Genomic DNA, 25,989 nt, shown 5'->3' with positions numbered 1-25,989 from the left:
CAAAACTAGGTTGAAAATCATGAGAAAGGTCGTTCATAGGGTGAATGAAGGCCAAAACTAGGTTGAAAATCATGAGAGGACTTATTCATAGGGTGTATGAAGGCAAAAACTGGATAAAAAATCATAAGAAAGGTCGTTCATAGGGTGAATGAAGGCCAAAACTAGGTTAAAAATCATGAGAAAGGTCGTTCATAAGGTGTATGAGGGCCCAAACTAGGTTGAAAATCATGAGAAAGGTCGTTCATAGGGTGTATGAAGGCCAATACCGAGTTGAAAATCATGAGAAAAGTCGTTCATAGGGTGAATGAAGGCCAAAACTAGGTTGAAAATCATGAGAAAGGTCGTTCACAGGGTGTATGAAGTCCACAACTAGGTTGGAAATTATAAGAAAGGTCGTTCAAAGGCTGAATGTAGACCAAAACTCAGTTGAAAATCATGAGAAAGGTCGTTCACAGGGTGTATGAAGTCCAAAACTGGCTAAAAAATCATAAGAAAGGTCGTTCATAAGAGGTATGAAGGCCAAAATTAGGTTGAAAATCAAGAGAAAGGTCGTTCATTGGGGGTATGAAGGCAAAAACTAGGTTAGAAATCAAGAGAAAGGTCGTTCATTGGGGGTATGAAGGCAAAAACTAGGTTGAAAATCATGAGAAAGGTCGTTCATAAGGTGAATGAAGTCCAATACTAGGTTAAAAAGCATGAGAGCAGTTGTTCATCGGATTACTGAGAGATAATATTCATCTGAAATTAAAACGAACAGTTTTTTATCATAAAGATGAAGGGAAGCCCTCAGCCGAATAATTAGAGTAAGGTCCTTTATTTCGAAAATGATTGAAACCAGCGTTAGGTCGTGACTCTATTATTAGTACCCGTTATCCTTTTATTTACAGTTTACTAGGAATGGATGTGATAGAATAAAGAAAAAAGTGATAGAAGGATGATCGAACATGAAGAAACGTGTGGCTTTATCATGGAGCGGCGGGAAAGACAGCTGTATGGCACTTGATAAATTAACTAAATCAGGGGTGGAGGTTGCCTGTTTAATAACAACGATTCCGATAGAAATTGGCCGAACCTTTGGACATGGAGAAAAAATGGAATTAGTTAGGCTTCAAGCGAAAGCCTTAGATATTCCACTAGAATTCGTCTCCTGCACCTTTGAGGATTATACAAGCAGTTTTACGGATGCATTGAAAAATTATAAACTTCAATATCAATTGGATGGAATTGCCTTTGGTGACTTATATCTAGAAGGGCACCGGGAGTGGGGAGAACAATTAGCAAAGGATACATCACTTGAACCAATTTATCCATTGTGGGGAAGAAAAGAAGATGCACTTCCTCTTTTGAAGACCTTTGTTCAGTCAGGCTATAAGGCGACTGTCATTCGAGTCCGTGAAGATGTACTTGAAAATACATGGCTTGGCAGACAGCTCGATTCTGCATTCATTGATGATATTATAAAAAGGGATTGCTGTCCGATGGGAGAGTCTGGAGAATACCATACATTTGTATCAGATGGTCCACTTTTTAAAGCAAGGATTGCACTTGAACAACCAGAAATCATCAAGTTTGAAACAACGCAAAAGTATGAATTTCAAAAAATTGAACTAATACCAAAAGAATAAAAGGGGCTTAGTTAAATGAGTATACTATTTGACCATCAATATGACCTTTTTCCTTTTGAAGCCTTTTCTGTATCTCATTTTTTAATGATTGTTATTTTTTTATCCGGATCTGTATTTCTCTTTAGGTTTCGAAACCATTTAAGGAAATATGATCATTGGGCAAGGGGCATCATGTTTTTAGTTCTTTTCTTATTAGAAACCTCGTATCATTTTTGGTTATATAAAGATGGCTATTGGGATATTTCATTTACTCTTCCTCTGCAGCTTTGTTCACTTAGTCTCATTTTATGTTTAATTCTTTTAGCAACAAGAGCACAAACTATTTTTCAGATTGTTTATTTTATTGGAATAACAGGTGCCTTTATGGCAATTCTGACACCTGAATTATTTCTAGGGTTTCCTCATTTCCGGTTTTTTCAATTTTTTATTACTCATATGCTTATTATTTGGACTTGTCTTTATTTTGTGTTCGTCCATAAGTTCAAACCAACAAGAAAAGGTCTTTTTGCTTCCTTTTTATTTTTAAATGGAAGTGCCGGGGCTGCGTTTATAGCAAATAAATTAACAGGCGGAAATTATATGTTCCTTGCTAGCAAACCTAGCAATGGTTCCTTATTAGATTATTTTGGTCCTTATCCTTATTATATATTGGCGTTAGAAGCAGCTGCTTTTTTCCTGTTTTTCCTTTTACTCATTCCTTTTGCAAAGAAAAATCGGATTTCAAGGAAATTATATGACAAATAACCTAAATGATTGAATTTTTCTTATTTAAACGATAATGTGAAAGATACATAAGTAAAGCAGGAGTAGGTGGCATCGATGAAAAGGTTTTTTACAATTGGTATGGCTGGACATATTGATCATGGAAAAACAACGTTAACAAAAGCTTTGACAAATGTGGATACGGATCGATTAAAGGAGGAGAAAGAACGGCAAATTTCTATTGAGCTTGGGTTTGCACCTCTTTATGAAGATGAAGAAATACAAATTTCGGTTGTGGATGTACCAGGCCATGAACGGTTTATTCGCCAAATGATTGCTGGTGTGGCAGGCATTGATTTAGTAGTTCTAGTTGTGGCAGCAGATGAAGGGGTTATGCCCCAAACAAGAGAGCATTTACATATTTTAGGGTTATTAGGTGTTCAGAATGGAATTGTTGCCATTACAAAAATTGACCGTGTAGAGGAAGAATTTATTGATTTAGTACAGGATGACATTTTTGAAGAATTAAAGGGGACTGTATTTGAACAGTCACCTTATATGCTAGTCGATAGTCTTTCATTAAGAGGAATAGATGATCTGAAGAATATGATAACCGATACACTAAAACTCTTGGAAACAAGGGATATTAGAGGGGCTTTTCGGCTTCCAATCGATCAGGTTTTTACCATTAAGGGGCAGGGTACGGTTGTAAGGGGGACCGTTTATGAAGGCTCAATAGAAGAAGGGCAAGCGTTAATGGTAATGCCTAAAGGACTGGAAACACGCGCAAGGCAGCTTCAAGTTCATCATCAGCATGCTGGACATGCATATGCTGGTCAGCGGGTAGCAATCAATCTTTCTGGTATATCTAAGGAGGATATTGAACGTGGAGATGTCCTTGTGTCTTCAGAGCATTTTATTATTACACGGACAATTGATGTTTCAATAAAAGTAGCAGGAGATTTAGATTATATAGTTAAACAGAGAATGCCAATCAAATGTCACATTGGCACAGCAGAAGTGATGGGACGAATTGTCTTTTTTGACCGGAATGAAATGAAGGATGAAAATAGTGAAATTCTTTGTCAAATACGATTAGATGAGGAGATTGTCACCAAGCGTGGGGATCGTTTTATTTTAAGACGGCCGAGTCCTCAAGAAACAATTGGCGGCGGCTGGGTCATCGATCCAAGAGGAGAGAAATATCGTTTTGGCCAAAAAACGATTGAGGAATTAGCAAAGAAAAAAGAGGGCAGCCCAAAGGAAAGAATGATGGCTGCAATATCGGAAGCAAAAAGTTTGACACTAACTGAATTAATAACAAGAACTTCACTTGATGAATCAGAATTAATGCCAATTTTAAGTGAGGCGGAAGAGTTTCTTTATTATAATGGGAAGGAATATACTCTATCCTCCATAAGGGACTTTATTGAAGAGGACATATATGACCGAATGAAGGATTTTCATCATGATCATCCGATGAAGCCTGGTGAAAGTAAAGCGGCATTATTACAGCCTATGCAAAAGATGTATCCGAAACAGCTATTGGAATATGTATTAGAACAGGCAATTGAATCTTCCCTTTTCTGCAAGAGGGGACAGTACATTCATCTTCGGAATTTTAAGCCTCATATACCTTCGAATTGGGAAAAAAGAACAGACGGCTTGCTTGAACAACTTAAAAGTGATGGGTTTAAAGTGAAATATATAAGTGACTATTTTACTAAAGCGGGCATACCGAAGCAGCTAGTTCCTGATATTATGAGATTTTTAGTAGAAGAACTTGTGATTGCCCCGCTTGATGATCAATATTATTGGCATTGTGCCCACTTTAGACATGCGGTTGAAGAGTTGAAGAGACGTACTGGTCCGGAATTTGAGGTTGGTGATGCTAAAGAAGTTCTAGATCTTTCAAGGAAGTATATGATTCCGTTTTTGGAACGTTTGGATGCAATGGGTATAACAAAAAGAATAGAGAATAAAAGGATATGGATAGAAAAGTAAATAGATAGAATGAAATGAGAAGCCAAAATATTTTTGAAAGGCTTCTTTTTCTTTAGATTTTTCTCTTGCCTTTTACACTAAAATTTGATTATTAGGTACAAATACCTATGAAAATATGATGCTTTTTGGTGATGGTGGGGAGAAGTGGCTGCAGGCGGAAAATATACCATTCTCACCAGCTTTTACAGATATATATTAAAGTGAATTTTCTATAAAATAAAATCCATAGAACAATAAGGAGTGAACACCATGAGAAAGCAACTACTTACAATGGCAGCGACTGCAGGGCTTTTCTTAGCACTTCAAGGGAATGCAAGTGCACATGAAAATACATATGAGGTTCGATCGGGTGATACATTATGGAAAATTGCCCAAGTGAATAATCTATCAGTCAATCAAATTATTGAATGGAATAATATATCTAGCTCTACTATTTATCCAGGTCAAAATTTAAGTTTACTAGCACCACACAGTCATGATCAAACAGCAACTTATACAGTGCAAAATGGCGATGGTTTATGGGGAATTGCAAGAAAATTCAATCTTTCGGTTGGAGAGCTGAAAAATTTAAATGGATTAAATACGGATACTATTTATCCTGGACAAAAATTAGTTGTTAAAGGTGGACAAGCCAGCTCTGCTAATTCAAGCACTACTTATACAGTCCAAAGCGGTGATAGCCTTTGGATGATTGCAACTCGCCATAATTTATCGGTTTCACAGTTAAAGTCTTTAAATAATTTAAGCTCAGATGCTATTTTTGTTGGACAAGTATTGAAGGTATCAAATACAGCAGTTTCCAGCCAAACTCCTTCCACTAATACTTCTAAGGTGGATGTGCTCATTGCTGAGGCAAAAAAGTATATCGGAGTTCCTTACAAATGGGGGGGAAGTACACCAGCTGCATTTGATTGCAGCGGCTATCTAAACTATGTGTTCAATAATGTTGGCATTTCCATTCCTAGGACGGTAGCAACCATTTGGGACGCAACGAAGCCAGTTTCGACACCGAAAGTAGGGAATATTGTATTCTTTAACACAAGCTCGGGCCCATCACATGCAGGAATATATTTAGGAGATAATCAATTTATTCACTCTGGTTCATCAACAGGGGTAACGATCAGTGATATGAGTCTATCGTATTGGAAGACTCGTTATCTTGGGGTGAGAACGGCATTATAATTTTTAATAAAACAAAGCCTCCAGTCATGGAGGCTTTGTTTTATACTAAAGAACCATTTCAGACTGTAAATAATGAAATAGTAATTTTGCTGTATTCTCGATCGATTTTTTATGAGTTCTTTCAAAAGCATGGGATGAATCTATCCCTGGTCCGATTAACCCATGAACAATGTCATGTCCTGCACGAATGGCAGCTGAAGCATCTGAGCCATAGTAGGGATAAATATCAAGCTTATAGTCAATTTGATGATCCTTTGCAAGCTGCACTAATTTTTTTCTTAGCTCATAATGATACGGTCCGCTGGCATCCTTAACACAGATTGAAACTGTATATTCATCTGTTGCCTGTCCATCTCCCATTGCTCCCATATCTACTGCTAAATATTCTACTGTTTCAGGGGTAATATTGGAATTCCCGCCGTAGCCAATTTCTTCATTATTTGAAATAAGAAAATGAGTAGTATAGGGTAGATCTATGCTCTCTGATTTTATTTGCTTTATTAATTGCAATAAGAGTGCAACGCTTGCCTTATCATCAAGATGTCGCGATTTGATATATCCTGAAGGTGTAAGCTGTACCCGTGGGTCGAAAGAAACAAAATCTCCAATCTCAATTCCCAGCGCCTGTACTTCTTCCGCACTATGAACAACTTCATCAATTCTAACTTCCATATTATCCTGATTTCTTTCTGCTTTTCCGGCATCCTTATAGACATGCACAGAAGTTTGGTGCATCAAAATCGTTCCTGTATATTTCTTTCCTTTGGATGTTTCAATCTCACAGTATTCTCCTTCAATGGAGTTGTATTTAAAGCCGCCAATTAGATCAAGTTTAAGTCTGCCGCTCGGTTTAATTTCCTTAACAATTGCTCCAAGCGTATCCACATGGGCTGTTAGGAGGCGGTGCTTTTTATCATCTCTGCCATGAAGTGTTGCAATTAATCCCCCTTTGCGGTTTCTGCTTGTTTCCACACCTAATTCTTTCAAGTATTGTTCCACAAAAGAAATCACTTTTTCCGTATTTCCAGAAGGGCTTGGGATAGAAACCAATTCTTTCAAAAGCTGAAGGGTTTCATCGATATTAGGGTATGCCATATGTACATCTCCTCTTTTTGAAATGATATGTCCAATTATTATTATAATTCTTTCTTAACCTCATATGAAATAAAAATATAAAGAGACCCTAGTGGGGTCTCTGATTAAATAGTTATTTTTTTATAAGTGATTTAATCCCGTGATATAACAATACGAATGAGAATACAACAATTGCAATTCCACCAACAATATCGAAAAAGTTTGCAATTCCTGGTGTAATGATTGCAGATGTTGGCACATTAATAAGAGCAAATCCTGACAATATTGAGGCTAAATAAAGCAAGATTAGTAGTTGCATATTTCTGTCCCTCCCTTCCCTATACATTATGTTGGAGGGGAAATACTTGCTTCATCTAATGTCCATATAAACAAAAAGAAATTTAGGGAGTATTGTCTATTTTTGTTGGATATAGGGGGAAACTGGCTAAATTTTTGTCAGGGTTTTTAGTTTTCAATCCTTCAATTCTATGATATATTAGATAACATCGTTCAGCTTCCTAATAAATTTTGATGGTCAATAGAAAAATTATGTAAACTTAGCGCTTGCTAAGTTTTTCTGATTTTTAAATGTGTGAGGTGTGAATTATGAAAAAACTTTTTTCAACAATAAATGAAAAAATGAAAGGGAATTTGCCGCTGTTCTTTTTCGTTGTCATTTTATTTTGGCTAAAAACATATGCGGCTTATCGAATTGAGTTTAATTTAGGAATAGATAATAAAATGCAGGAGTTTTTATTATTTATTAATCCTTTAAGTTCAGCTCTTTTATTCTTTGGGATCGCATTATTATTTAAAGGCAAAGTTCAATCAACCATATTCATTATAATGAACTTTTTGCTTTCGTTTGTTTTGTATGCAAATATCGCTTATTATCGCTTTTTTAACGACTTTATTACTGTTCCAGTCGTCATGCAAACAAAAGTGAATGGGGGACAATTGGGAGAGAGTGCTTTATCTTTAATGTCTCCGCTTGATATTTTCTACTTTACGGATACAATTTTGCTCATCCTTTTCGTAGCAAAGAAATGGTACAACCCAGGAAAATTAGTAAGCAGAAAACCAGGAGCAGTTGTTATTCTTGCCGCAGTAGCGACGTTTATGCTGAATCTTGGGCTTGCGGAAAAGGATCGCCCTGAGCTATTAACACGTTCATTTGACAGAAATTATCTTGTTAAATATTTAGGTGCTTATAATTTTTCTGTGTATGATGTCATTCAAAATGCACGTTCTGCCAGTCAAAGAGCATTGGCAGACTCCAATGATATTACAGAAGTTGAAAACTATATAAAGGCGAATTATGCTGAACCAAATCCTGAATACTTTGGGAAAGCAAAGGGAATGAATGTCATTTATGTTTCAATGGAGTCATTGCAAACATTTATGATTGATTACCAGCTAAATGGGAAAGAGGTTACTCCTTTCTTGAACTCATTAGCACACGATGGGAAAACTTTTTATTTCAATAATATTATTAACCAAACAGGACAAGGGAAAACAAGTGATGCGGAGTTTATAATGGATAACTCATTATATCCAATGTCACAAGGTGCAGTTTATGTAAATAAGGCACAAAATACGTATCAAGCTTCTCCAGCGATTTTAAAATCATTTGGATACAAATCTGCAGTATTCCATGGAAACTACAAAACCTTCTGGAACCGTAATGAAATGTACCGTTCCTTAGGGTATGATGAGTTTTTTGATGCAGAATATTATAATATGACAGATGAAAATACAAAAAATTATGGTCTAAAAGATAAACCATTCTTTGCTGAATCGATGCCAATATTAGAAAGTCTGCCACAGCCTTTCTATTCTAAATTTATTACGTTGTCCAACCACTTTCCATTTAAAATGGATGAGGGTGATACAGATTTTCCTGCTGCAGAAACTGACGATAATGTTGTAAACCAGTATTTCCAATCTGCAAACTATATGGACCAAGCATTAGAGCAATTCTTTAATGATTTGAAGACATCGGGATTATACGATAATACGGTTGTCGTTTTATATGGGGACCACTATGGAATTTCTGAAAATCACAATAAAGCTATGGAAGAAATTATCGGCAAGGAAATTACTCCATTCGATAATGCCATGCTTCAGCGAGTACCAGTTTTCATTCATGTGCCAGGAGTAGATGGCGGATTAGTGAATAAAGTTGGCGGTCAAGTGGATGTTCAGCCTACATTATTGCATCTTTTAGGAATAGATACGAAAGATTATTTGACAGTAGGTTCTGACCTTTTATCAAAAAATCATCGTGAAGTTGTACCATTCCGAAATGGCGATTTTGTTTCTCCAGAAGTTTCTCAGATTGAAGAGAAATGTTACTCTACTGAAACAGGTGAGCTCGTAGAAGGAGCAGGGTGCGAGTCACTAGCTGAGAAGGCAAGAACTGAGCTTCAAATGTCAGATGAAATTGTTTACAAAGATTTGCTTCGTTTCTATAAACCAGAAGGCTATGAACCGATAGATCGTAATGATTATCAATATATTAAGAAGGATATTCCTATTAAGGAAGAGAGAAACGGGCTTGGTACACAGCAATAAAGGGGGAGGAGTGAAGTTATCTTCACTCCTTTTTGCGTTGTCAGAAATTTGCTCTTAAGGGTGGAAGTGTATCTAACTAGACGTGCGGATGAAATGTTTTGCTGCCAGGCAAATTTTTCTCAATAAAGCTCCGATGCTCCTCGAAGGATTATGCATCAATACGTTTTAACACGCCACACCTCCTAGTACGATTAATGTATCAATCTAAGGAGGTGTTTTTCTTATGCCGAAAAGTTCCTCCTATAATTACAGTTTTCATGAATTTGGAGCGTACCCATTGTCGTTGCTTGGATTGCTATAGGCTGATGATGATTAAGATCAAATGAAGATATTTTTCATATAGTATATAGATATTTCTTATTTGAATGACAAAGTTTAAATGAGGTTTTGTACTCTTGAACATACTATGAAAGGAGTGTTTCATCATTGAAAGGGGTTATTCTTGCTGGCGGCTCTGGTACTCGTTTAAAACCATTTACTCAAGTAATTAACAAACATCTGTTGCCTGTTGGCAAGTATCCAATGATTTATTGGCCCATTTTGAAATTAAAGGAAGCGGGAATCGATGAAATTCTAATTATAACAAATCCTAAAGATGTTCCTTCCTTTATTGAGATATTAGGATCCGGAGAAAACCTAAACGTAGAGCTTCAATATCAAATTCAGCCTAATGTAGGTGGGGGGATTGCAGATGCTTTATTAGGTGCACGCCATTATATAAATAAAGAAAAGTTTATTGTAATTCTTGGCGATAATATTTTTGAAGATTCATTAACACCTTTTGTTCAAACATTTAAAGAACAGAAGAAAGGTGCAAGAGTCCTTCTTAAAGAAGTCATGGATCCAATCCGATATGGGGTGCCAAATATAGAACCGATCAAAAAACTAATTCTCTCCATTATTGAAAAACCTATCAATCCTCCATCCTCCTATTGTGTAACTGGAATTTATATGTATGATCATGAAGTTTTTCAGTATATTGATGCTGCTCAGCCCTCCGACAGAAATGAACTTGAAATTACAGACGTAAACAATATGTACATTAAAAATAACCAACTCGAATACGATATTTTAAAAGGCTGGTGGATTGATGCAGGTACTCATGAATCATTATTTAAAGCTATTCAATATGTAAACAATAACCCGATTGGGGAGAAGAATATATGAACAACCATCTCCTGATCACTGGTGGAGCCGGCTTTATCGGAGCAAATTTTATTTCATATTTGCTGGAGCGATCAAATTACTATATTACTAATGTTGATTCTCTGACCTATGCCAGTAATACGGAAGCCATCAAACCATTTGAAAAATCGAGTCAATATCGGTTTTTTCATGGTGATATTGGCAACGAGCAAGATTTGGATGCGATATTTGATCAAAAATATGCTGCAATCATCAACTTTGCTGCCGAATCACACGTGGATCGAAGTATTGTGGACGCGGCCCCGTTTATACGAACGAATATTAATGGCACATTTAACCTTTTACAAGCTGTATTAAATGGAAAAGCGATGAAAATGATCCAAATTTCCACTGATGAAGTATATGGTTCTCTGCAATCAACAGATCCTCCATTTACAGTAGAGACTCCACTTGCACCTAATAATCCATATTCGGCCACGAAAGCAGGAGCAGATTTGCTTGTTAGATCCTACTTCAAAACACATCAGCTTCCATTAATCATCACCCGATGCAGCAATAATTACGGCCCTATTCAAAATGCAGAAAAATTCATTCCTAAAGTGATTTCAAACGCTCTAAATAATATTGATATCCCTGTGTACGGAGATGGGTTAAATATCCGTGATTGGATATACGTGGAGGATCACTGCCGAGCAATAAAATTGGTACTTGAAAATGGTGTTCCTGGAGAAGTGTACAACATTGGCGGCTATGAAGAAAAAACAAATTTAGAAGTTATACAAATCATCCTAAATAAGCTGAAGAAAAGCGATCAACTCATACATTTTATTGAAGATCGGAAGGGCCATGATCGAAGATATTCAATGGATTCTGGGAAAATAGCAAGTAAGTTAGGATGGAAGCCACTCGTTTCTTTCTCTGAAGGAATAGATAGAACAATAGAATGGTATAAAAAACAGGAGCATGATAGCAGGTGATCAATTGAATATTTTAATAACTGGAGCTCATGGACAATTAGGAAAAGAATTAGTGAAACAATTATGCCCATCCCATTCTGTCATTGGCTTAGGAAAAAAGGAATTAGATGTTACAAACAAAAATCGAGTGGATCACATAATATCTCATTATAAACCGCAAATAATCATTCATGCTGCTGCTTTTACAGCTGTAGATCAATGCGAAATTGAGCAAAAAAAAGCAATGGAAGTTAATGCACTCGGAACACAATATATCGCACAGGCAGCTAATAAAATTCAGGCTCGAATGTTTTATATTAGTTCAGATTATGTGTTTGATGGAAAGAAAAACCAGCCTTATACCGAAGAGGATGTGCCGAATCCTCAATCTATATATGGTCTGAGCAAGTGGATGGGCGAGCAATTAACAAGGCTATGCGATCAGACAACAATTATACGCACATCTTGGCTCTACGGGCATGGAGGGAATAATTTTGTCAAGACGATGTTAAACCTTTCTAAGAAAGGAAAGGAAATTAGGGTTGTAAACGATCAGTTAGGATCGCCAACCTATGTGAATGATCTCACTGAAATGATTCTTACATTAATGCATAAAAAAAATGGAATTTACCATATTAGCAATTCAGGATCATGTACTTGGCATGAATTTGCAGAGGTCATTTTTGAAGAAGCTGGCGTGAATCGCGACTTAGTTCTTCCTATTTCAACAGTTGAATATAAAGCTCTTGCCCCAAGGCCGAAATTTTCGGTTTTGAGTCATCAAGCTTTGCTGAGAGAAGAAATTACGCTTCCTAGACCATGGAAAGAAGCTCTAAAAGAATTTATTCGAAAGGAGATATGTCAGTGATTGAAGGAGTGAAGATAAAAAAGCTTGTCAAACATTGTGATGACCGGGGATTTTTCGCAGAGCTTGTTCGTGATGATGAACCTGATTTGTTGTCGGGGTTCGGCCAGGCATCCTGGTCTATGAGCTATCCAGGGGTCATTAAAGCCTTTCATTATCACGAAAAGCAAGATGATTTATGGTTTTTTCCTTCAGGCAATGCCCAAGTTGTTCTTCATGATTTGAGGGATAGCTCGTCTACCAAAGGAAAAACGGATGTTTATTATTTAGGAGAAGAAAATCCAATTATGCTTCTAATCCCTAAAGGAATCGCACACGGGTACCGAGTTTTAGGGGAAAAACCTGCAACTATTATCTATTTTACAACAAAATCTTACGATCGTGAGAACCCTGATGAGAAACGAATCGAGTGGAATGATCCATCCATTGGCTTTAGCTGGGACACGAAATTTCGATAATGAGGAGGGAATAAGAATTGGCAAGAATAAACCCACCGAGAGAAAGGCCAATTGTATGTCATGTAGTAAATGAGCAACAGCTCGCACAGGTTGCAAAAATCTGCAATGATTTTGGTATTCAGTCAATTATTAAAATAAAACCTAAAGTTGACATTTCACAGCTAAAAAAAGCGTTAAAAGTTAAAATGAAGGATAGATTATACGACCCATGTCCCTGTGGGAAAAGTGGGAAGTATAAGTTTTGCTGTTATAAAAAGGAAGTTAATTTTCAGTTAAAATAAATAATCTTTTTAATCAGAATGAAGTTATTTAAATAGCATCATTTATGATTTTCTATATGAAAAAATAAGACTGGGCGCAATAGACCCAGTCTTATTTGTATTTTTGTACATTATATCATAAGTTTTTTAGATCCTTAGATTTTCACCTATACCTCTAAAGAAAAATTCCCATATAATACCTCAGTATTTATTTTTTCATCAAGTATCAGATTTTTCTTCACTCCATAGTAACTTTAAAAAAGTTAATACAAAGGAGGTATTTAAAATACAACCATTATATTTAAATCCAGTTTTTAAAGAGAGGATTTGGGGAGGTTCAGCACTATATGATCAGTTTGGTTATTCAATCCCATCAAAAAAAACGGGGGAGTGCTGGGCAATTTCTGGTCATTCAAATGGTCAAAGTATTGTAAAAGCTGGAAAGTATAAAGGGAGAACTCTTGGTGATCTTTGGGAAAATAATCGCGAATTGTTTGGGAACTATCCGTCCCCGGTCTTTCCGCTGCTGACAAAGATCCTTGATGCAAATGCAGATTTGTCGATCCAAGTGCACCCTGACGATGAATATGCAAAAAAGTATGTAAATGGGGAGCTTGGAAAAACAGAATGCTGGTATATTGTTGATTGTAAAGAAAATGCCGAAATCATTCTTGGACATTTTGCTAAGTCTAAAATGGAATTAGCTGATAGGGTGGAAAAAGGTCAATGGGACAAATTGCTGAATCGAATTATAGTAAAACCTGGAGATTTTTTTTATGTGCCTTCCGGAACTATTCATGCTTTGTGTGAGGGCATTTTGGTATTGGAAACACAACAAAGCTCTGATATTACTTATCGAGTATATGACTACAATAGGAAGGATCGAAATGGAAAAAAGAGAGAACTTCATATCGAAAAAGCTCTTGAGGTTATACACGTGCCATGTATTAAAAATCAAATAGAGCCTAAAGTTGAAAAACAAGGTAAAAATACGATTACCACATTTATTCAGGCTAGAGAATTTACTGTATATAAATGGGAGATTTATGAAGAAGCTAAAATGGTACAAGACCAGCCGTTTCAATTAGTAAGTTTGATTAATGGCACTGGAATATTAACAGCAAATGGGGAAACATACACTATTCAAAAAGGCGATCATTTTATTTTGCCTGCGCAAATAGGGATGATTACGATTAATGGGGATTTTGAAGCACTCGTATCCCATCCACGAACGTAACAGAGAGGGGAAGAAAAATGAATAAACACCTCATGAAGAAAGGGGTTAATTTAATTGGGTATGCCAGGGCTGAATTTGGATTAGGAGAAGTATGCCGCTTAGCGGCAAAATCATTGGAATCCGTTGGTATTCCTTTTTGCATCATAAATTTCCCTTACTCTCCTTCTCGGCAAAATGATCTGTCTTGGAGACATAAAGAAGCAGCTGCACCGTTATACAATACAAATATTTTTTTCATCAATGCTGACCAAATGTACTACCATTACAATAAAAACAGCTTAAAAAGGGATTGGTTTATAAATCGGTATAATATTGGCTATTGGCATTGGGAGTTGCCGAATTTTCCAATTTATTGGAATAAAAGTTTTAACTTAATAAATGAAATTTGGGTTCCATCTCAATTTACTTTTCAATCAATCTCTAAAAATACCTCTAAACCCGTTGTTATCATGCCACACGGTATCTTAGTTGAATCTCCTACTAATATGAATCGAAAATATTTTGGACTACCAGAAAATCGTTTTTTATTCTTAACTATGTACGATACGAACAGTACATCGGCCAGAAAAAATCCAGAAGCGGCAGCAGAGGCATTCAAACAAGCTTTTAAGAAGAATGACGATCGTGTTGCATTCATTCTAAAAATTAATAATTCCACCCACTTTCCACAAGAAATAAAAGTGCTTAAACAAAATATGGCAAATTACAAAAATATTTATCTTATTGACAAAGTTTTTAGTCGGCGAGAGATAAATAGCTTGTTTAATGAAATCGACTGTTATGTTTCTCTTCACCGAGCAGAGGGATTTGGTTTGCCTATAGCAGAGGCAATGTCCTTAGGAAAGCCAGTCATTTCCACTAATTGGTCAGGAAATGTTGATTTTATGAATAATAATAATGCTTGTCTGGTAGATTTCACTTTAGAAAAAATAGGGGGAAATCACGGGCCTTATCATCCAAATGAAGTATGGGCTGATCCTAATGTTTTCCAAGCAGCTAACTATATGACAATGCTAGTTCAAGACAGGGGTTATGCTAATACTATTGGGTTAAATGCCCAAAAAACGATTATGTCAGATTTATCGTCAAAAAACATTGGCATGAAGTATAAATCACGTCTTACAGAGTTGGGATTAATCTAAATAGTGATAAATTCAGGGGAAATAGATATTTACCGAGTTCCCGTCCCTAAGTTGATTCATATAATGGAAATTGATTAGACTATGAAGGATTTTCTTCAAACCACATCTAAGAAAATATTATACAAAAAATGTGTAGAAAAATATGGAAGCGGTTATTTTTGCGGATGGGCAGGGAATTTGGTTTTGACCATTAAGTTCTGAAGACAAACATAAACAGTTTCTGAACTAAATTTCTTGTGAGCCGATGCTCTAGGAGACTTATCAGCATTTTAGAAACAGGCTACCTGCCGAAAAGGTATTTGTTGTTACAATTGAAAAGTACTTATCCCTAGTAGAAGAGCAACTGTCCGAACTGCAAAAGACTCAGAGTATTTTAGGCCTGAACAAGGTGATACAGCACCATGTATTACCTTAACCACTTTGTATTTTCACTCAAAAGGATGATAAAGTCCTCGCAACGGCCCCGTCTGAACTATATATAGCAATAGCCAAGCATTTTAACATGACTGACTCTAGCGGAAACATTAGCGATACGGGATGACTCAATCGTTTCTCTCCGTAACCGTCCGACTGGACCTGAGACCATATGGTAATAGTAAAGCGAATAAAAATCAGCATTTTTTTCCAACTAGCTATAAAGTGGAAGAATTTATTGTAAAGCCGAATTTAATAAAAGCGGAGGAATTGATTTCGAATGAGAACATTTTTTGGAACTGCAGCATTTTTATCTGGAAACCTTCAACAATAGACTATAATTTTTTCAGCGCCAACCGGAGTAGTGGAAACTCATCAATGACAAGCAAACTTAATTACATTCTTTATTACCGTAGGTGTCCCTTGTTTATGAGAATTTGGGGAAGGCGGTGAATGTGTTCACTGTCCCAGTAAATTTTGAATAGGATGACATAGGAACTTGGATTTCTTTGGTACCTATCTGGTCGTCTGATCATATTAACAACTTCCATATCTGCCTTGTTGTGATGGACTCATCAAAAAATTACATCGTAAATTCTAATCGGAAAACCATTATTATCGGAGGAGAAGATTTTATTATCGCTTTAACAGATGAAGGAATATTAGTATGTCACAAATCAAAAGAACAGTATATCAAAAAAATATTTAATAATTAAAACATTACAAAAATTATTAAAGGAGAATGATCGAAAAAAAAAGTTCTTCATATTATATAACATTGAGTGAAAATGGTGGGCTAACAATTGAAAAAGTATTAAACACTGGAATTACTGGTAAAGATAGTTCACTTTACATCGTTGCTATTGGATGAGTATTATTAAAAATACGGATTAAAAAGGAGAACGGTTACCTCGAATTATTGAGAATTCCAAGCATCTACCAAATTTACCCTAACAGTCCTATAGTGTAGTAAAAAGTGTATGTTTATTGGATTACGGCAAACTATCGTGAAAGCTATGGCATATATGCATGCTATGGAATATTGTTCAATTATGAATATCCCCGCAGGGTAATTGAATTTGTCACGAGGACAGTGACAGGTGCAGTTGCCAAAATAATGCTTGGACATCAAGAAAAACTCCTTATAGGATATTTAAACTCAAAACGAGACTGGGGTTATGCGGGAGATTATATGATCGCTAAAGGAGATACACATGCTGTTAAAGAATTTGTGGAAATCGCACTTAGATAGGTTGGATTAAATTGTTGGGTGGATTAAGTCGTTCAAGTTCCACAACTAATTAGGCAAGCAGAGGTAGATATCTTGTTGGGGATCCTATAAAAGCAAAAACAAAACTTAAATGGCTTCCTTAAATAAGTTTTGAGGCACTTGTTCTGATGATGGTTGACAATTCTCGGAAATTATATTAATTAGGCTAAAATTAGGGGATTATATTTTTAATAATTATAATTTATCAAAGTTTATTAGTGTTTTAATATGCTAAGTGGATAAATAACTAATAATTAGAGAAGTATCTTTTAAAATCAAGACCATGAGAATTATTTAAAAATAACAAACTCACAAATCAGCAAATATTTATTGTGAGTTTAAACTTATAAACATATCTTTAATTTAAAATTCAGGTCACTGAACAATAACTTTAAACAATGGAAATTTTCCATATAGGAGAGAGGAATGAAGATTTAATGGCAATTGCAATAGTTAGTACTTATCCTCCTAATCAATGCGGTATTGGAGAATTTGCTTCATACTTGAGACAGGGGTTATTAGAATTGGGAGAAATTGATGTACCTGTCATTGCAGTCAGTGACTCCTATATAACAAATTACGGTAATGAAGTTGTTCATCAAATTAAATCTGACAATTGGAGTGATTACGAAAATGCTATCAATTATCTAAACTCAGATGCCATTAATGGAGTAATTATTCAACATGAATATAGTATTTATGGGGGAGTAACGTGTAACTATATTAACCTCTTTATACAACAAATAAAAAAGCCCGTTTTTATTACATTTCATTCTATTTTAACTGATTCTGGAATTTTTGGCTTATCGAGTATTGCTAATTTTTGTGACAAAGTAGTTGCTCTTTCTGAAAAAGGAAAACACATTTTGGCATCAATTCATAATATTCCTTCAGAAAAGATAGTAGTAATTCCTAATGGAGTTCCCGTTTACCCGACTCAATCAAAGGAAGAATTAAAAGAAAGACTCATGTTGACTAACAAAACTACAGCTATAACATTTGGATTGTTAGGTCCAGGTAAAGGAATTGAATTAGTACTGCAATCTATACCATATGTTATCAAAAGTCACCCTGAGTTCCTTTATTTAATAGTTGGTGCTACTCACCCTAAAGTATTACAAAGCAATGGTGAAGCATACCGTAATGAACTTTTTAATATAGTTAACCGATTAAAAATAAATAATTACGTTAGATTTATTCCCTATTATTTATCAGATCGAGAAATAATGGATTATTTACAAGCAGCTGATATTTATATTACCCCTTATCAAACTATTGAACAAAACTCTAGTGCAACTCTAACTTACGCAGCATATGTAGGAAAAGCATGCCTATCCACTCCTTATTATTATGCTCAAGAATTATTATCAGATGGATGTGGGTTTTTATTTCCTTTTAATGACATAAAAACTCTTCGAAGTGGGTTGAGACATTTGGTAGCATATCCACACGTTAGGATGTCTATAGGTAACGCGGCCAAGGAGAAAACCAAAAATTATTCCTGGATAGAATGTTCAAAAAAATATTTAGATTTAGTTAAGTCATAAGAAATTAAGATAGGGAGTTTTCTTTCTTTCATTCAGTTAGAGTATGCAACTATAGGATCGGGATGTTGGAGAGGCCCTCCTTAGTAATAAAAACTTAAGTCATGTCATGTGATTTGAATCATGAAACTTACTCAGTTTAAAAATCATGATCAATTTAGTTTTTAAACTGCCTACAAATTTTTCATTGTAACGGGATTAAATAATAGAAAACTCTATGATAATAGTAATTAGTATTATCTATCCCCAGAATAATGCAATGAAGGAGAAGTTGCTTCTTATTTAACTTTATTAGTAATATCAGCTAAGAAAAAATATTCGTTTATTCCTATGCTGATATTGCCAAAAATATTTAGAATTCATGTATTCATTATTAAAAATAGAGTGGAGAGGGTGTAAATGGAAAAAACAATATTTAATTTGCCATTTGATCAAAAATCTTTTATCGTATATGGAAGTCAACAAGATAGAAGTATATTTCAGTATATTAAAGCCAACGGATATTATGAAAATCACATCATCAATCTTCTAAAAAAAATCACGGACTCTAAAAGTGTTTGCCTGGATATAGGAGCTAACATAGGTTTAATTTCACTTGCCTTAAGCTATTTAGCTACTGAAGGCAAAGTTTATTCTTTTGAACCCTCAAAAAGGAATTTCTCCTATTTGGTACAGAATATAAAAGAAAATTATGTTGCAAATATCAATCCCATCAATATTGGGGTATACGATCAGAATAAAGACATGGAGTTTTGTAATATAAGCGATGGCGGAGGATGGTCATTTGTATTCAATGGAACGGAATCGATTACACAGCCTAACGAAGTTGTTACATGTGTAAGATTGGATGATTGGGTTCAAACTGAAGGAATTAATAAAATTGATTTAATAAAAATTGATACTGAAGGATCTGAGGCCAGGGTGATAAGAGGTGCCATAAACACTATTCATAATACAAGACCAGATGTGATTGTAGAATTTTTTCCGGAAAAAATTTCTGAGAATTCTGGTGATAATCCTGAAGAATTATATAACCTCTTGGAATCAATTTACCCAAATATTTACTTTATTAATAGGTTTGATGATTCATTAGTTAAACCAGCCGATTATTCTCATCTTACAGAACTAATAAAACCAACCGTTTATGGTGAATTATATTGTACATTCAAATCAGTGTAAGCATCAAATAATCCCCATCATCAGATGGGGATTATTTGATGCTTACGGATAAAGAAAACTAGTGAAACGGCCGTAAATAGCTTACTGTTATATCTATTTTGTTAAAGTTTTTTAGGTATTCATTATCAAACTTCTTATACATATGATGTGATCTAATCCTTAGTAAGGTTATGCTTCCACCATGAAATAGAATCTTTAAGTCCTGAATCTAAATCAAAATCTGGTTTCCATCTCACTTTATTTGTCAAATATTCAGTACTTGCCTGAATAAATAAAGGTTCAGAATCAGGAAATGGAATAGCACCTAGCCGAACTAAATGGGGTTTTCCTAACTCTTGTGCAATTTTTAAAACAATTTCTTTTACTTGAACTGATTGTCCTGAGGCAATATTAACAGTTCCTTGGATATCGCTTTCTAACAATAGGACCAATGCCCTTGCAGCATCATAAACATGTAAATAATCTCGAAATTGCTCACCATGAGTACATAGAGCTTCTTCATCTTTTAATAAAGAGATAGTTACTGATGGTATAAGCCTTTTAGGATGCTCGCCAGGTCCGTATATAAAGGTAATTCTTCCCCAGCAACTGCTTAAACCCGTCTGTTCTGAAAGGGATTGAACCAACAATCGAAGAGCGTTCTTGGAGGCAGCATAAGGAGTTTGATAGGAACTAGGAGTAATATTTTCCAAAAGATAGCCATAACTATAATCATATTCCGCTAGAGACCCAGCCATTACCAATCTTTGACCGCCATATTGTATAAAGTTTAGTATTAATGCTAGACTGATTTGAACCCATAAATAGTTATCCTTAGATTTATAAACATTTCCCGGTGCCATGTCACCCCAAGCAAGATGTAACAAATAAGTCGGTTTAATCTTTTTTATTAGATTTTCAACTTGCTGAAAATCGAGGAGATTAACCTGATGCCATTGCCATCGATTATCTAGAGAAAATTCAGTTCGACTGCTTATTACGTGCACTTCAAATCCGCCATCTGCCAATAAATTTAGAACATGACTACCAACAAAACCGCTTCCGCCTGTAACAAGAATACGTTTCATACATACAACCGTCCTTAATTAGATCTCTTCTGTTGCAGAATTGTGAAAACATAATTTCAACCTTAAAGTCTAATAAATGCCATGTTATGTGATTCTTTACTTCACCTTATAAATACATGGTAAAACTATAAAATAGATTGGTAATCCTTAATTTGAGTTAAAGTAAACAATTTCATATCGTTACCAGATATATAGTTTTTGTACCATTGAACCGTCCATTCAATAGACTCTTTCTTTGTTAATTTTGGTCTCCATCCTATTTTTTGAATGGCTTTAGAACTATCAAGCTTTAGGTAGGTAGATTCATAATGATAATCGGAGTCATATTCGACATTAATCTTTTTACCCCATAGTTCCATGCTCAAATTAACTAATTCCTCTACAGTCATGTATTTATCATCCATCGGACCAAAATTCCAGTCACCGCTATATTCCTTATTTACCCACATTTTCTCAGCTAAAAGCAGATAACCATTAAGTGGTTCAAGTACATGCTGCCAAGGTCGAACAGCATTTGGTTTTCTAATTTTTATTCCTTTTCCTTCAATAAATGCCCTGCTTATGTCCGGCAGCAAACGATCTTTTGACCAATCCCCACCCCCAATTACATTCCCTGCTCTTACAGAGGAGACAATTTGTTTAGATTGGGAATCTTGGTTAAAATAAGATTTACGATAAGCTTTAATAACTAGCTCGGCACAAGCTTTACTTGCAGCATAAGGATCATTGCCACCCAGACGATCTTCTTCATTAAAAAGTCTATTAGGAAGATCATCATTTTCATAACATTTGTCGCTTGAAATATTAATAACAATCTTAACACTTTTGGTTTTTCGCGCTGCTTCTAGAACATGAGCAGTACCTAACACGTTCGTATTAAATGTGTTAATTGGATCTTCATAAGAGGTGCCTACAATCGGTTGTGCCGCTAAGTGGAAAATAATTTGAGGTTGTATTGTAGTCATATATTGCAGTAGTTTCTGTAGATTATTTATATCACCATAACACGAATGACACTCCTGTGATGCATCAGTGATTTGAAAAAGATTCGGAATAGATAGGGGGTCAAGTGAATAGCCATATACCTCAGCCCCAAGAGAATTAAGCCATAATGTAAGCCATGTTCCTTTAAAACCCGTATGTCCGGTTACAAGTACTTTCTTGCCTTTCCAAAATTTATTTTCCTTCATTGCCATACCCTCCATGGAGCCTTATCTTTACTCCACATATCTTCTAATTTCATACGGTCTCTCAACGTATCCATCGGTTGCCAAAATCCTTTATGTTGAAAGGCAGCCAGTTGATTTTCTTTTGCTAACCTCTCAAGAGGTTCTCTTTCCCAAACTGTCTTATCATCAGAAATATAATTAAAAACAGCAGAATCAAGAACAAAAAATCCTCCGTTTACCCAATTCCCGTCACCCTTAGGTTTTTCATTAAACCCGCTGACTTGATCGTTTTGAAGAATTATTTCTCCAAATCTTCCAGGTGGCTGAACGGCTGAAACTGTCGCGTGCTTTTCATGTTTATTATGAAATTTAATTAATTCACTAATATTAATATTACTTAGTCCATCTCCATAAGTTAAACAAAAAGTCTGATCCTTAATATAATCTTTTACCCTTTTAATCCTCCCTCCAGTTAATGTTTCCTGACCAGTATCTACTAGAGTAATCTTCCATGGTTCTGCTTTATTCTGGTGAATAATTGTTTCACTTTTTGACATGTCGAAAGTAATGTCTGACATATGCAAAAAGTAATTTGAAAAATATTCTTTTATTACGTAGCCTTTATAGCCAAGACAGATGATAAAATCATTAATTCCATAATGAGAATAAATTTTCATAATATGCCATAGTAAAGGCTTGCCTCCGATTTCAATCATTGGTTTTGGTTTAAGATGTGTTTCTTCACTAATTCTAGTTCCATATCCCCCAGCTAATATCACAACCTGCATAAAGCGTCGCCCCCTTTTAATTTTACTAACACGATTATTAGATATTAAAAGTCGAGAATAAAATTGACTATTTGTCTTCAACGTTAGACATGAAAAACCCTTTATAAGGTTCTTATCACAAAATAGTATATTACGGGGCTATATAAATAGTGAGGGTTATTTCATCCAAATGTATAGGGGGCCATATTTATTTCAGTATAAACAGTAAGCTGATACATAATTTTATTCAATAAAAATCCCCCTAAAGAAAAACAGTAAATACTGTCTGCTTTAAGGGGAAAGGGAATAAACTTTGTTGTCTTTTGATGCTGGATACTTTTACATTCCTGAGGAATCAAAAATATATTTAATAGATTTTACTAATGTTTTATTATCGGAAGGAACAATTGTGCAAAGGCCACGATTTGAATATGCTTTAAATAAAATATTTGGCAAAGATGTCTGTTTTAAAAAATCTTCAATAGCAGTTAAAACCCCATTTTTTTCTCCGTTCTCATATAGTGCGTTGAAGTAAGAACTATGCAATCCTCCTTCATCGACTAGTTCAGATTTCCCTTGAACTATTCCTTTTTGAGCATAAGGTTGTCGATATTCTTCGGGGATGCTTTCCGGGTAAAAATATAAGTCTCTTCGAGCAAATGGCCAATCTGTATCATGTAGGAAAATTAATGGTAATTTCTGGTTTTTTAACGCATTTTTCTCAATTAAGTTTAACTCATTGTAAACTGTGTACCAGTTATGATCACCGTCAATAAGTACAACATCATAATCCTCCAGTTGAGGTAAAATTTGCATACTCGGCTGTTGATAAACAGTTAAATGTTCAGGGTAAAGATCTGTCCACGTTTTAACGTCAAAAAGTGGTTTTGGATCAATAGCAGTTAATTGAGCATCCATCGCCTGACAGTATCCAAGCAAATTTCTAGTGTTATTACCAAGACCAGATCCAATTTCAATAATTTTTTTGGCTTCCGTTTTTATTAAAATTGGTTTTACAATTTTTTCCCAGAACCTATTCACTATACTCATCCTCCCGAATAAATATATAAATTGAAAAGACTGATGCTTTTCTTTTAATGATATCTATGCAGTTTTTCACAATTTATAACATTAGATGAACCAATTATCTAATAGAAATATTAACTAAATGGTCTTTAGTATTGCGTAAGAAAAATTTAGAGATATAACTTAAGGTTTGTAATTACAAATTTTTTCCCAGGTTTGGTTTGGTGCAAGATGGATTCATCATATTCAATTAAAAGGGTTTGGTTGGGACATTTACCGTTATCTTATTGTGTTTAATGAATATATTGCAATAATCGATAATAATTTGTCAGATAAAGGAGACATTTTTATGAATTTACCTTTAGTAAGTATATGTATGCCTGTATATAATGGGGAGAAATATATACAGTCTGCTTTAAGTTGTCTATTGAATCAGACTTACAAAAATATTGAATTAATTATTTCAGACAACGCCTCAACCGACTCTACAGAGGCAATCTGCAGATCGTACGAAAATATAGATTCACGAATTTCATACTTTCGCAACTCAACAAATACCGGTATGGCCAGAAATTTTAATCGAGTGATTGAGCTTGCTAAAGGCGATTATATAATGATGGCAGCCAATGATGACCTATGGGATTTGACATATATTGAAAAATGTATAAATAAACTAGAGCAAAATCCTAATGCAGCATTTTGTATAAGCCAAACTGATTTTATTGATGGAGAAGGAAATAACATAGGGGACAAACATTGGATAGATACATCTAACTTTGATTATTCGAATAGAGTTCTTACAGTTTTTTCTGATTGGCTAGTTTGGGGAATATATCGGACTGAGGCTTTAAGAAAAACAAGGGGATTACAAGAAACCATCGCTAATGACTTTCCATTAAGATTAGAAATTTTATTATTAGGAGATGTAGTAGTGGTGGATGAGAAGTTGATGACCTTTCGTTTTTGGCAAAAGGAGTACAATTATATATCCCAATATTTGATTAGTGAAGAATTAAAGGATCAAATTAATAATAGCCCTATGACTAGTATTCTTAAAGAATATAATCTTGGAATTAACCATTCCCCAATAGATGTTCAGAAAAAAAATGATGTTAAAAATATTATTTATTCATATGTTGTTTCATCTGATGTACATGTTCAAACAATAATTAATGAAAATGCTGCACTTCTTCAGGATAAAGATAGACAATACGTCCATGATTTTATTAGAAATATATTTTACTAGATTATATTTATCCAAGTACCACAATAGGATCAATTATATTAAAAGAGTAATAATAAGCTTTGTGATCAGTTGTGTAGTTGCGAAGATTTTGGAGAGCTGGAACTGTTCACGATGGATGATCATTCAAATGAAGAAACAGCGAAAATAATCAAACTTTTGTTATAAGATCCTAGAATTTATTATTAATATAGCAATTTAAAATGAAAGATAAAAAACTAAAAACTGCACCCCAAATTGTTAGCAAAGTGTTTAACAAATCGGGTGCAGTTCATATCACAAGTTGTTAATATTTGTGATTATCTATGATACTGAACATTCTGTTCATTCTGAATATTTATAACTAAAAGAGGACATGGAGTTTCTTATGACGTTTTTCCATGCTTTCAGGAAGTTCAAACTCAGCCCACAAAATGATATAACTTGAAAAGCCTAATCCCTTCACGTCGTAAAAACTAAAAGGGTTAGGTTTATTCCGTAAATTTATTTGTTTAATTCTAGGTATTCACCTATATCCCCGAAGACTTATCCCCATATAATACCTCAGTGTTTCTTTTTATATAATTCACACAATTCATTCTGAAATAAACTTATTAGGAAGTAAGAATATATGATAACTCTTATTTTAGTTGCTATGTTTAAAGAAAGGATCTGGGGAAGTACCGAATTATGCGATCGGATTGCTATCAAATTCCCTCAAATAATATAGGTGAGCATGTGGATATTTCTAGAATTTAGATGATCAAAGTAAAGGAAGCTGGAAAATATAAAGATAGAAATATTAGTAATATTTGGAAAAATAATCGTTAATTGTTGGGAAATATCCATCCTCGTTTATCCACTTCTGACTAGTATTCATGTTTAAATGCAGATTTGTTGGTCCAAGTACTCCCTAATACTCAATGCACTAAAAATAGCATTAAAATAGGGAGCTTACAGAGTCGGGATTAATTTAAATAGTAATAAATCGAGTAAAAATAGATATTTACCGAGTTCCCGCCACTTAGTTGATTCATATAATGGAGATTAGTTAGACAGTGAAGTATCTCCTTCTAAGATATTAAAATACAAAAAAGGTGTGGAAA

The 25,989-nt window shown here is 34.8% G+C and carries 23 protein-coding genes; 17 read left to right on the top strand and 6 right to left on the bottom strand.

The annotated features are described in order from the left end of the window. Positions 1-944: 944 nt before the first annotated feature. From ASU02_RS21125 to ASU02_RS21110, 4 genes are all read left to right on the top strand, one after another. The gene (locus ASU02_RS21125) at positions 945-1,625 is read left to right on the top strand and encodes a Dph6-related ATP pyrophosphatase (protein WP_057767328.1); all 681 of its coding nucleotides are present in this window, start codon (positions 945-947) and stop codon (positions 1,623-1,625) included. A gap of 15 nt (positions 1,626-1,640) precedes the next feature. Further along, entirely contained in the window at positions 1,641-2,369 is a 729-nt protein-coding gene (locus ASU02_RS21120) for a YwaF family protein (RefSeq protein WP_057767326.1), read from the top strand. 75 nt (positions 2,370-2,444) lie between these two features. Beyond that, positions 2,445-4,331, top strand: a complete 1,887-nt coding sequence (gene selB / locus ASU02_RS21115) for a selenocysteine-specific translation elongation factor (protein ID WP_082631882.1) — start codon at positions 2,445-2,447, stop codon at positions 4,329-4,331. A 249-nt stretch (positions 4,332-4,580) separates the two neighbouring features. After that, positions 4,581-5,513 carry a C40 family peptidase gene (locus tag ASU02_RS21110; RefSeq protein WP_057767324.1) on the top strand — a complete coding sequence of 311 codons (933 nt, stop codon included), beginning with the start codon at positions 4,581-4,583 and terminating at the stop codon, positions 5,511-5,513. A gap of 45 nt (positions 5,514-5,558) precedes the next feature. Here ASU02_RS21110 and ASU02_RS21105 read toward each other — a convergent pair whose 3' ends face one another. After that, on the bottom strand, positions 5,559-6,608 hold the full coding sequence (locus ASU02_RS21105; protein WP_057767322.1) for a M42 family metallopeptidase: 1,050 nt from the start codon (positions 6,606-6,608) through the stop codon (positions 5,559-5,561). Between the two features lie 112 nt (positions 6,609-6,720). After that, complete coding sequence (locus ASU02_RS21100) at positions 6,721-6,906, bottom strand: hypothetical protein (protein ID WP_057767320.1); 186 nt, start codon at positions 6,904-6,906, stop codon at positions 6,721-6,723. A gap of 320 nt (positions 6,907-7,226) precedes the next feature. Here ASU02_RS21100 and ASU02_RS21095 point away from each other — a divergent pair, with 320 nt between their 5' ends. The 12 genes from ASU02_RS21095 (at position 7,227) to ASU02_RS21045 (ending at position 19,632) form a co-directional block, all read left to right on the top strand. After that, the gene (locus tag ASU02_RS21095; protein WP_232426313.1) at positions 7,227-9,161 is read left to right on the top strand and encodes an LTA synthase family protein; all 1,935 of its coding nucleotides are present in this window, start codon (positions 7,227-7,229) and stop codon (positions 9,159-9,161) included. A 426-nt stretch (positions 9,162-9,587) separates the two neighbouring features. Beyond that, on the top strand, positions 9,588-10,328 hold the full coding sequence (locus ASU02_RS21090; RefSeq protein WP_057767318.1) for a sugar phosphate nucleotidyltransferase: 741 nt from the start codon (positions 9,588-9,590) through the stop codon (positions 10,326-10,328). Next, complete coding sequence (gene rfbB, locus ASU02_RS21085; protein ID WP_057767316.1) at positions 10,325-11,284, top strand: dTDP-glucose 4,6-dehydratase; 960 nt, start codon at positions 10,325-10,327, stop codon at positions 11,282-11,284. Before ASU02_RS21090 ends, rfbB begins: the two co-directional genes overlap by 4 nt. Before the next feature lie 4 nt (positions 11,285-11,288). Continuing rightward, positions 11,289-12,131: a dTDP-4-dehydrorhamnose reductase gene (rfbD, locus tag ASU02_RS21080; protein WP_408607301.1), complete on the top strand. Its 843-nt coding sequence runs from the start codon at positions 11,289-11,291 to the stop codon at positions 12,129-12,131. Next, positions 12,128-12,586, top strand: coding sequence for a dTDP-4-dehydrorhamnose 3,5-epimerase family protein (locus ASU02_RS21075; protein WP_057767311.1), 459 nt, complete (start codon positions 12,128-12,130; stop codon positions 12,584-12,586). Before rfbD ends, ASU02_RS21075 begins: the two co-directional genes overlap by 4 nt. A 17-nt stretch (positions 12,587-12,603) precedes the next feature. Further along, positions 12,604-12,867, top strand: a complete 264-nt coding sequence (locus ASU02_RS21070; protein ID WP_057767310.1) for a hypothetical protein — start codon at positions 12,604-12,606, stop codon at positions 12,865-12,867. Between the two features lie 265 nt (positions 12,868-13,132). Further along, on the top strand, positions 13,133-14,083 hold the full coding sequence (manA, locus tag ASU02_RS21065; protein WP_057767308.1) for a mannose-6-phosphate isomerase, class I: 951 nt from the start codon (positions 13,133-13,135) through the stop codon (positions 14,081-14,083). A gap of 17 nt (positions 14,084-14,100) precedes the next feature. After that, positions 14,101-15,225 carry a glycosyltransferase family 4 protein gene (locus tag ASU02_RS21060; RefSeq protein ID WP_232426311.1) on the top strand — a complete coding sequence of 375 codons (1,125 nt, stop codon included), beginning with the start codon at positions 14,101-14,103 and terminating at the stop codon, positions 15,223-15,225. A gap of 980 nt (positions 15,226-16,205) precedes the next feature. Next, a complete protein-coding gene (locus ASU02_RS27410; RefSeq protein ID WP_408607302.1) occupies positions 16,206-16,355 on the top strand; it encodes a hypothetical protein in 150 nt (49 codons plus the stop codon). A gap of 260 nt (positions 16,356-16,615) precedes the next feature. Continuing rightward, a complete protein-coding gene (locus ASU02_RS21055; protein ID WP_057767306.1) occupies positions 16,616-16,891 on the top strand; it encodes a GDP-mannose 4,6-dehydratase in 276 nt (91 codons plus the stop codon). A gap of 455 nt (positions 16,892-17,346) precedes the next feature. Continuing rightward, a complete protein-coding gene (locus ASU02_RS21050; RefSeq protein WP_057767304.1) occupies positions 17,347-18,456 on the top strand; it encodes a glycosyltransferase in 1,110 nt (369 codons plus the stop codon). Between the two features lie 396 nt (positions 18,457-18,852). Then, positions 18,853-19,632: an FkbM family methyltransferase gene (locus ASU02_RS21045; protein WP_057767302.1), complete on the top strand. Its 780-nt coding sequence runs from the start codon at positions 18,853-18,855 to the stop codon at positions 19,630-19,632. Positions 19,633-19,784: 152 nt separating this feature from the next. Here ASU02_RS21045 and ASU02_RS21040 read toward each other — a convergent pair whose 3' ends face one another. From ASU02_RS21040 to ASU02_RS21025, 4 genes are all read right to left on the bottom strand, one after another. Continuing rightward, positions 19,785-20,699, bottom strand: a complete 915-nt coding sequence (locus ASU02_RS21040; RefSeq protein WP_057767300.1) for an NAD-dependent epimerase/dehydratase family protein — start codon at positions 20,697-20,699, stop codon at positions 19,785-19,787. A 125-nt stretch (positions 20,700-20,824) separates the two neighbouring features. After that, on the bottom strand, positions 20,825-21,889 hold the full coding sequence (gene rfbG / locus ASU02_RS21035; RefSeq protein WP_057767298.1) for a CDP-glucose 4,6-dehydratase: 1,065 nt from the start codon (positions 21,887-21,889) through the stop codon (positions 20,825-20,827). Next, entirely contained in the window at positions 21,886-22,656 is a 771-nt protein-coding gene (gene rfbF / locus ASU02_RS21030) for a glucose-1-phosphate cytidylyltransferase (protein ID WP_057767295.1), read from the bottom strand. Before rfbF ends, rfbG begins: the two co-directional genes overlap by 4 nt. A gap of 318 nt (positions 22,657-22,974) precedes the next feature. Further along, positions 22,975-23,685: a class I SAM-dependent methyltransferase gene (locus ASU02_RS21025; RefSeq protein WP_408607300.1), complete on the bottom strand. Its 711-nt coding sequence runs from the start codon at positions 23,683-23,685 to the stop codon at positions 22,975-22,977. 325 nt (positions 23,686-24,010) lie between these two features. On the opposite strand from ASU02_RS21025, the gene ASU02_RS21020 reads away from it, so the two are divergent. After that, complete coding sequence (locus ASU02_RS21020) at positions 24,011-24,907, top strand: glycosyltransferase family 2 protein (RefSeq protein WP_057767291.1); 897 nt, start codon at positions 24,011-24,013, stop codon at positions 24,905-24,907. Positions 24,908-25,989 lie beyond the last annotated feature (1,082 nt).

This window comes from Cytobacillus praedii (assembly GCF_001439605.1).
Lineage (GTDB): Bacteria > Bacillota > Bacilli > Bacillales > Cytobacillaceae > Cytobacillus > Cytobacillus praedii.
This window is presented reverse-complemented; position numbering and strand designations above follow the sequence as displayed.

Coding starts and splice junctions, on each gene's coding strand:
- ASU02_RS21125 (WP_057767328.1), top strand. CDS start 945: ATGAAGAAACGTGTGGCTTTATCATGGAGCGGCGGGAAAGACAGCTGT.
- ASU02_RS21120 (WP_057767326.1), top strand. CDS start 1,641: ATGAGTATACTATTTGACCATCAATATGACCTTTTTCCTTTTGAAGCC.
- selB (WP_082631882.1), top strand. CDS start 2,445: ATGAAAAGGTTTTTTACAATTGGTATGGCTGGACATATTGATCATGGA.
- ASU02_RS21110 (WP_057767324.1), top strand. CDS start 4,581: ATGAGAAAGCAACTACTTACAATGGCAGCGACTGCAGGGCTTTTCTTA.
- ASU02_RS21105 (WP_057767322.1), bottom strand. CDS start 6,608: ATGGCATACCCTAATATCGATGAAACCCTTCAGCTTTTGAAAGAATTG.
- ASU02_RS21100 (WP_057767320.1), bottom strand. CDS start 6,906: ATGCAACTACTAATCTTGCTTTATTTAGCCTCAATATTGTCAGGATTT.
- ASU02_RS21095 (WP_232426313.1), top strand. CDS start 7,227: ATGAAAGGGAATTTGCCGCTGTTCTTTTTCGTTGTCATTTTATTTTGG.
- rfbB (WP_057767316.1), top strand. CDS start 10,325: ATGAACAACCATCTCCTGATCACTGGTGGAGCCGGCTTTATCGGAGCA.
- ASU02_RS21060 (WP_232426311.1), top strand. CDS start 14,101: ATGAATAAACACCTCATGAAGAAAGGGGTTAATTTAATTGGGTATGCC.
- ASU02_RS27410 (WP_408607302.1), top strand. CDS start 16,206: ATGGACTCATCAAAAAATTACATCGTAAATTCTAATCGGAAAACCATT.
- ASU02_RS21050 (WP_057767304.1), top strand. CDS start 17,347: ATGGCAATTGCAATAGTTAGTACTTATCCTCCTAATCAATGCGGTATT.
- ASU02_RS21045 (WP_057767302.1), top strand. CDS start 18,853: ATGGAAAAAACAATATTTAATTTGCCATTTGATCAAAAATCTTTTATC.
- ASU02_RS21040 (WP_057767300.1), bottom strand. CDS start 20,699: ATGAAACGTATTCTTGTTACAGGCGGAAGCGGTTTTGTTGGTAGTCAT.
- rfbG (WP_057767298.1), bottom strand. CDS start 21,889: ATGAAGGAAAATAAATTTTGGAAAGGCAAGAAAGTACTTGTAACCGGA.
- rfbF (WP_057767295.1), bottom strand. CDS start 22,656: ATGCAGGTTGTGATATTAGCTGGGGGATATGGAACTAGAATTAGTGAA.
- ASU02_RS21025 (WP_408607300.1), bottom strand. CDS start 23,685: ATGAGTATAGTGAATAGGTTCTGGGAAAAAATTGTAAAACCAATTTTA.
- ASU02_RS21020 (WP_057767291.1), top strand. CDS start 24,011: ATGAATTTACCTTTAGTAAGTATATGTATGCCTGTATATAATGGGGAG.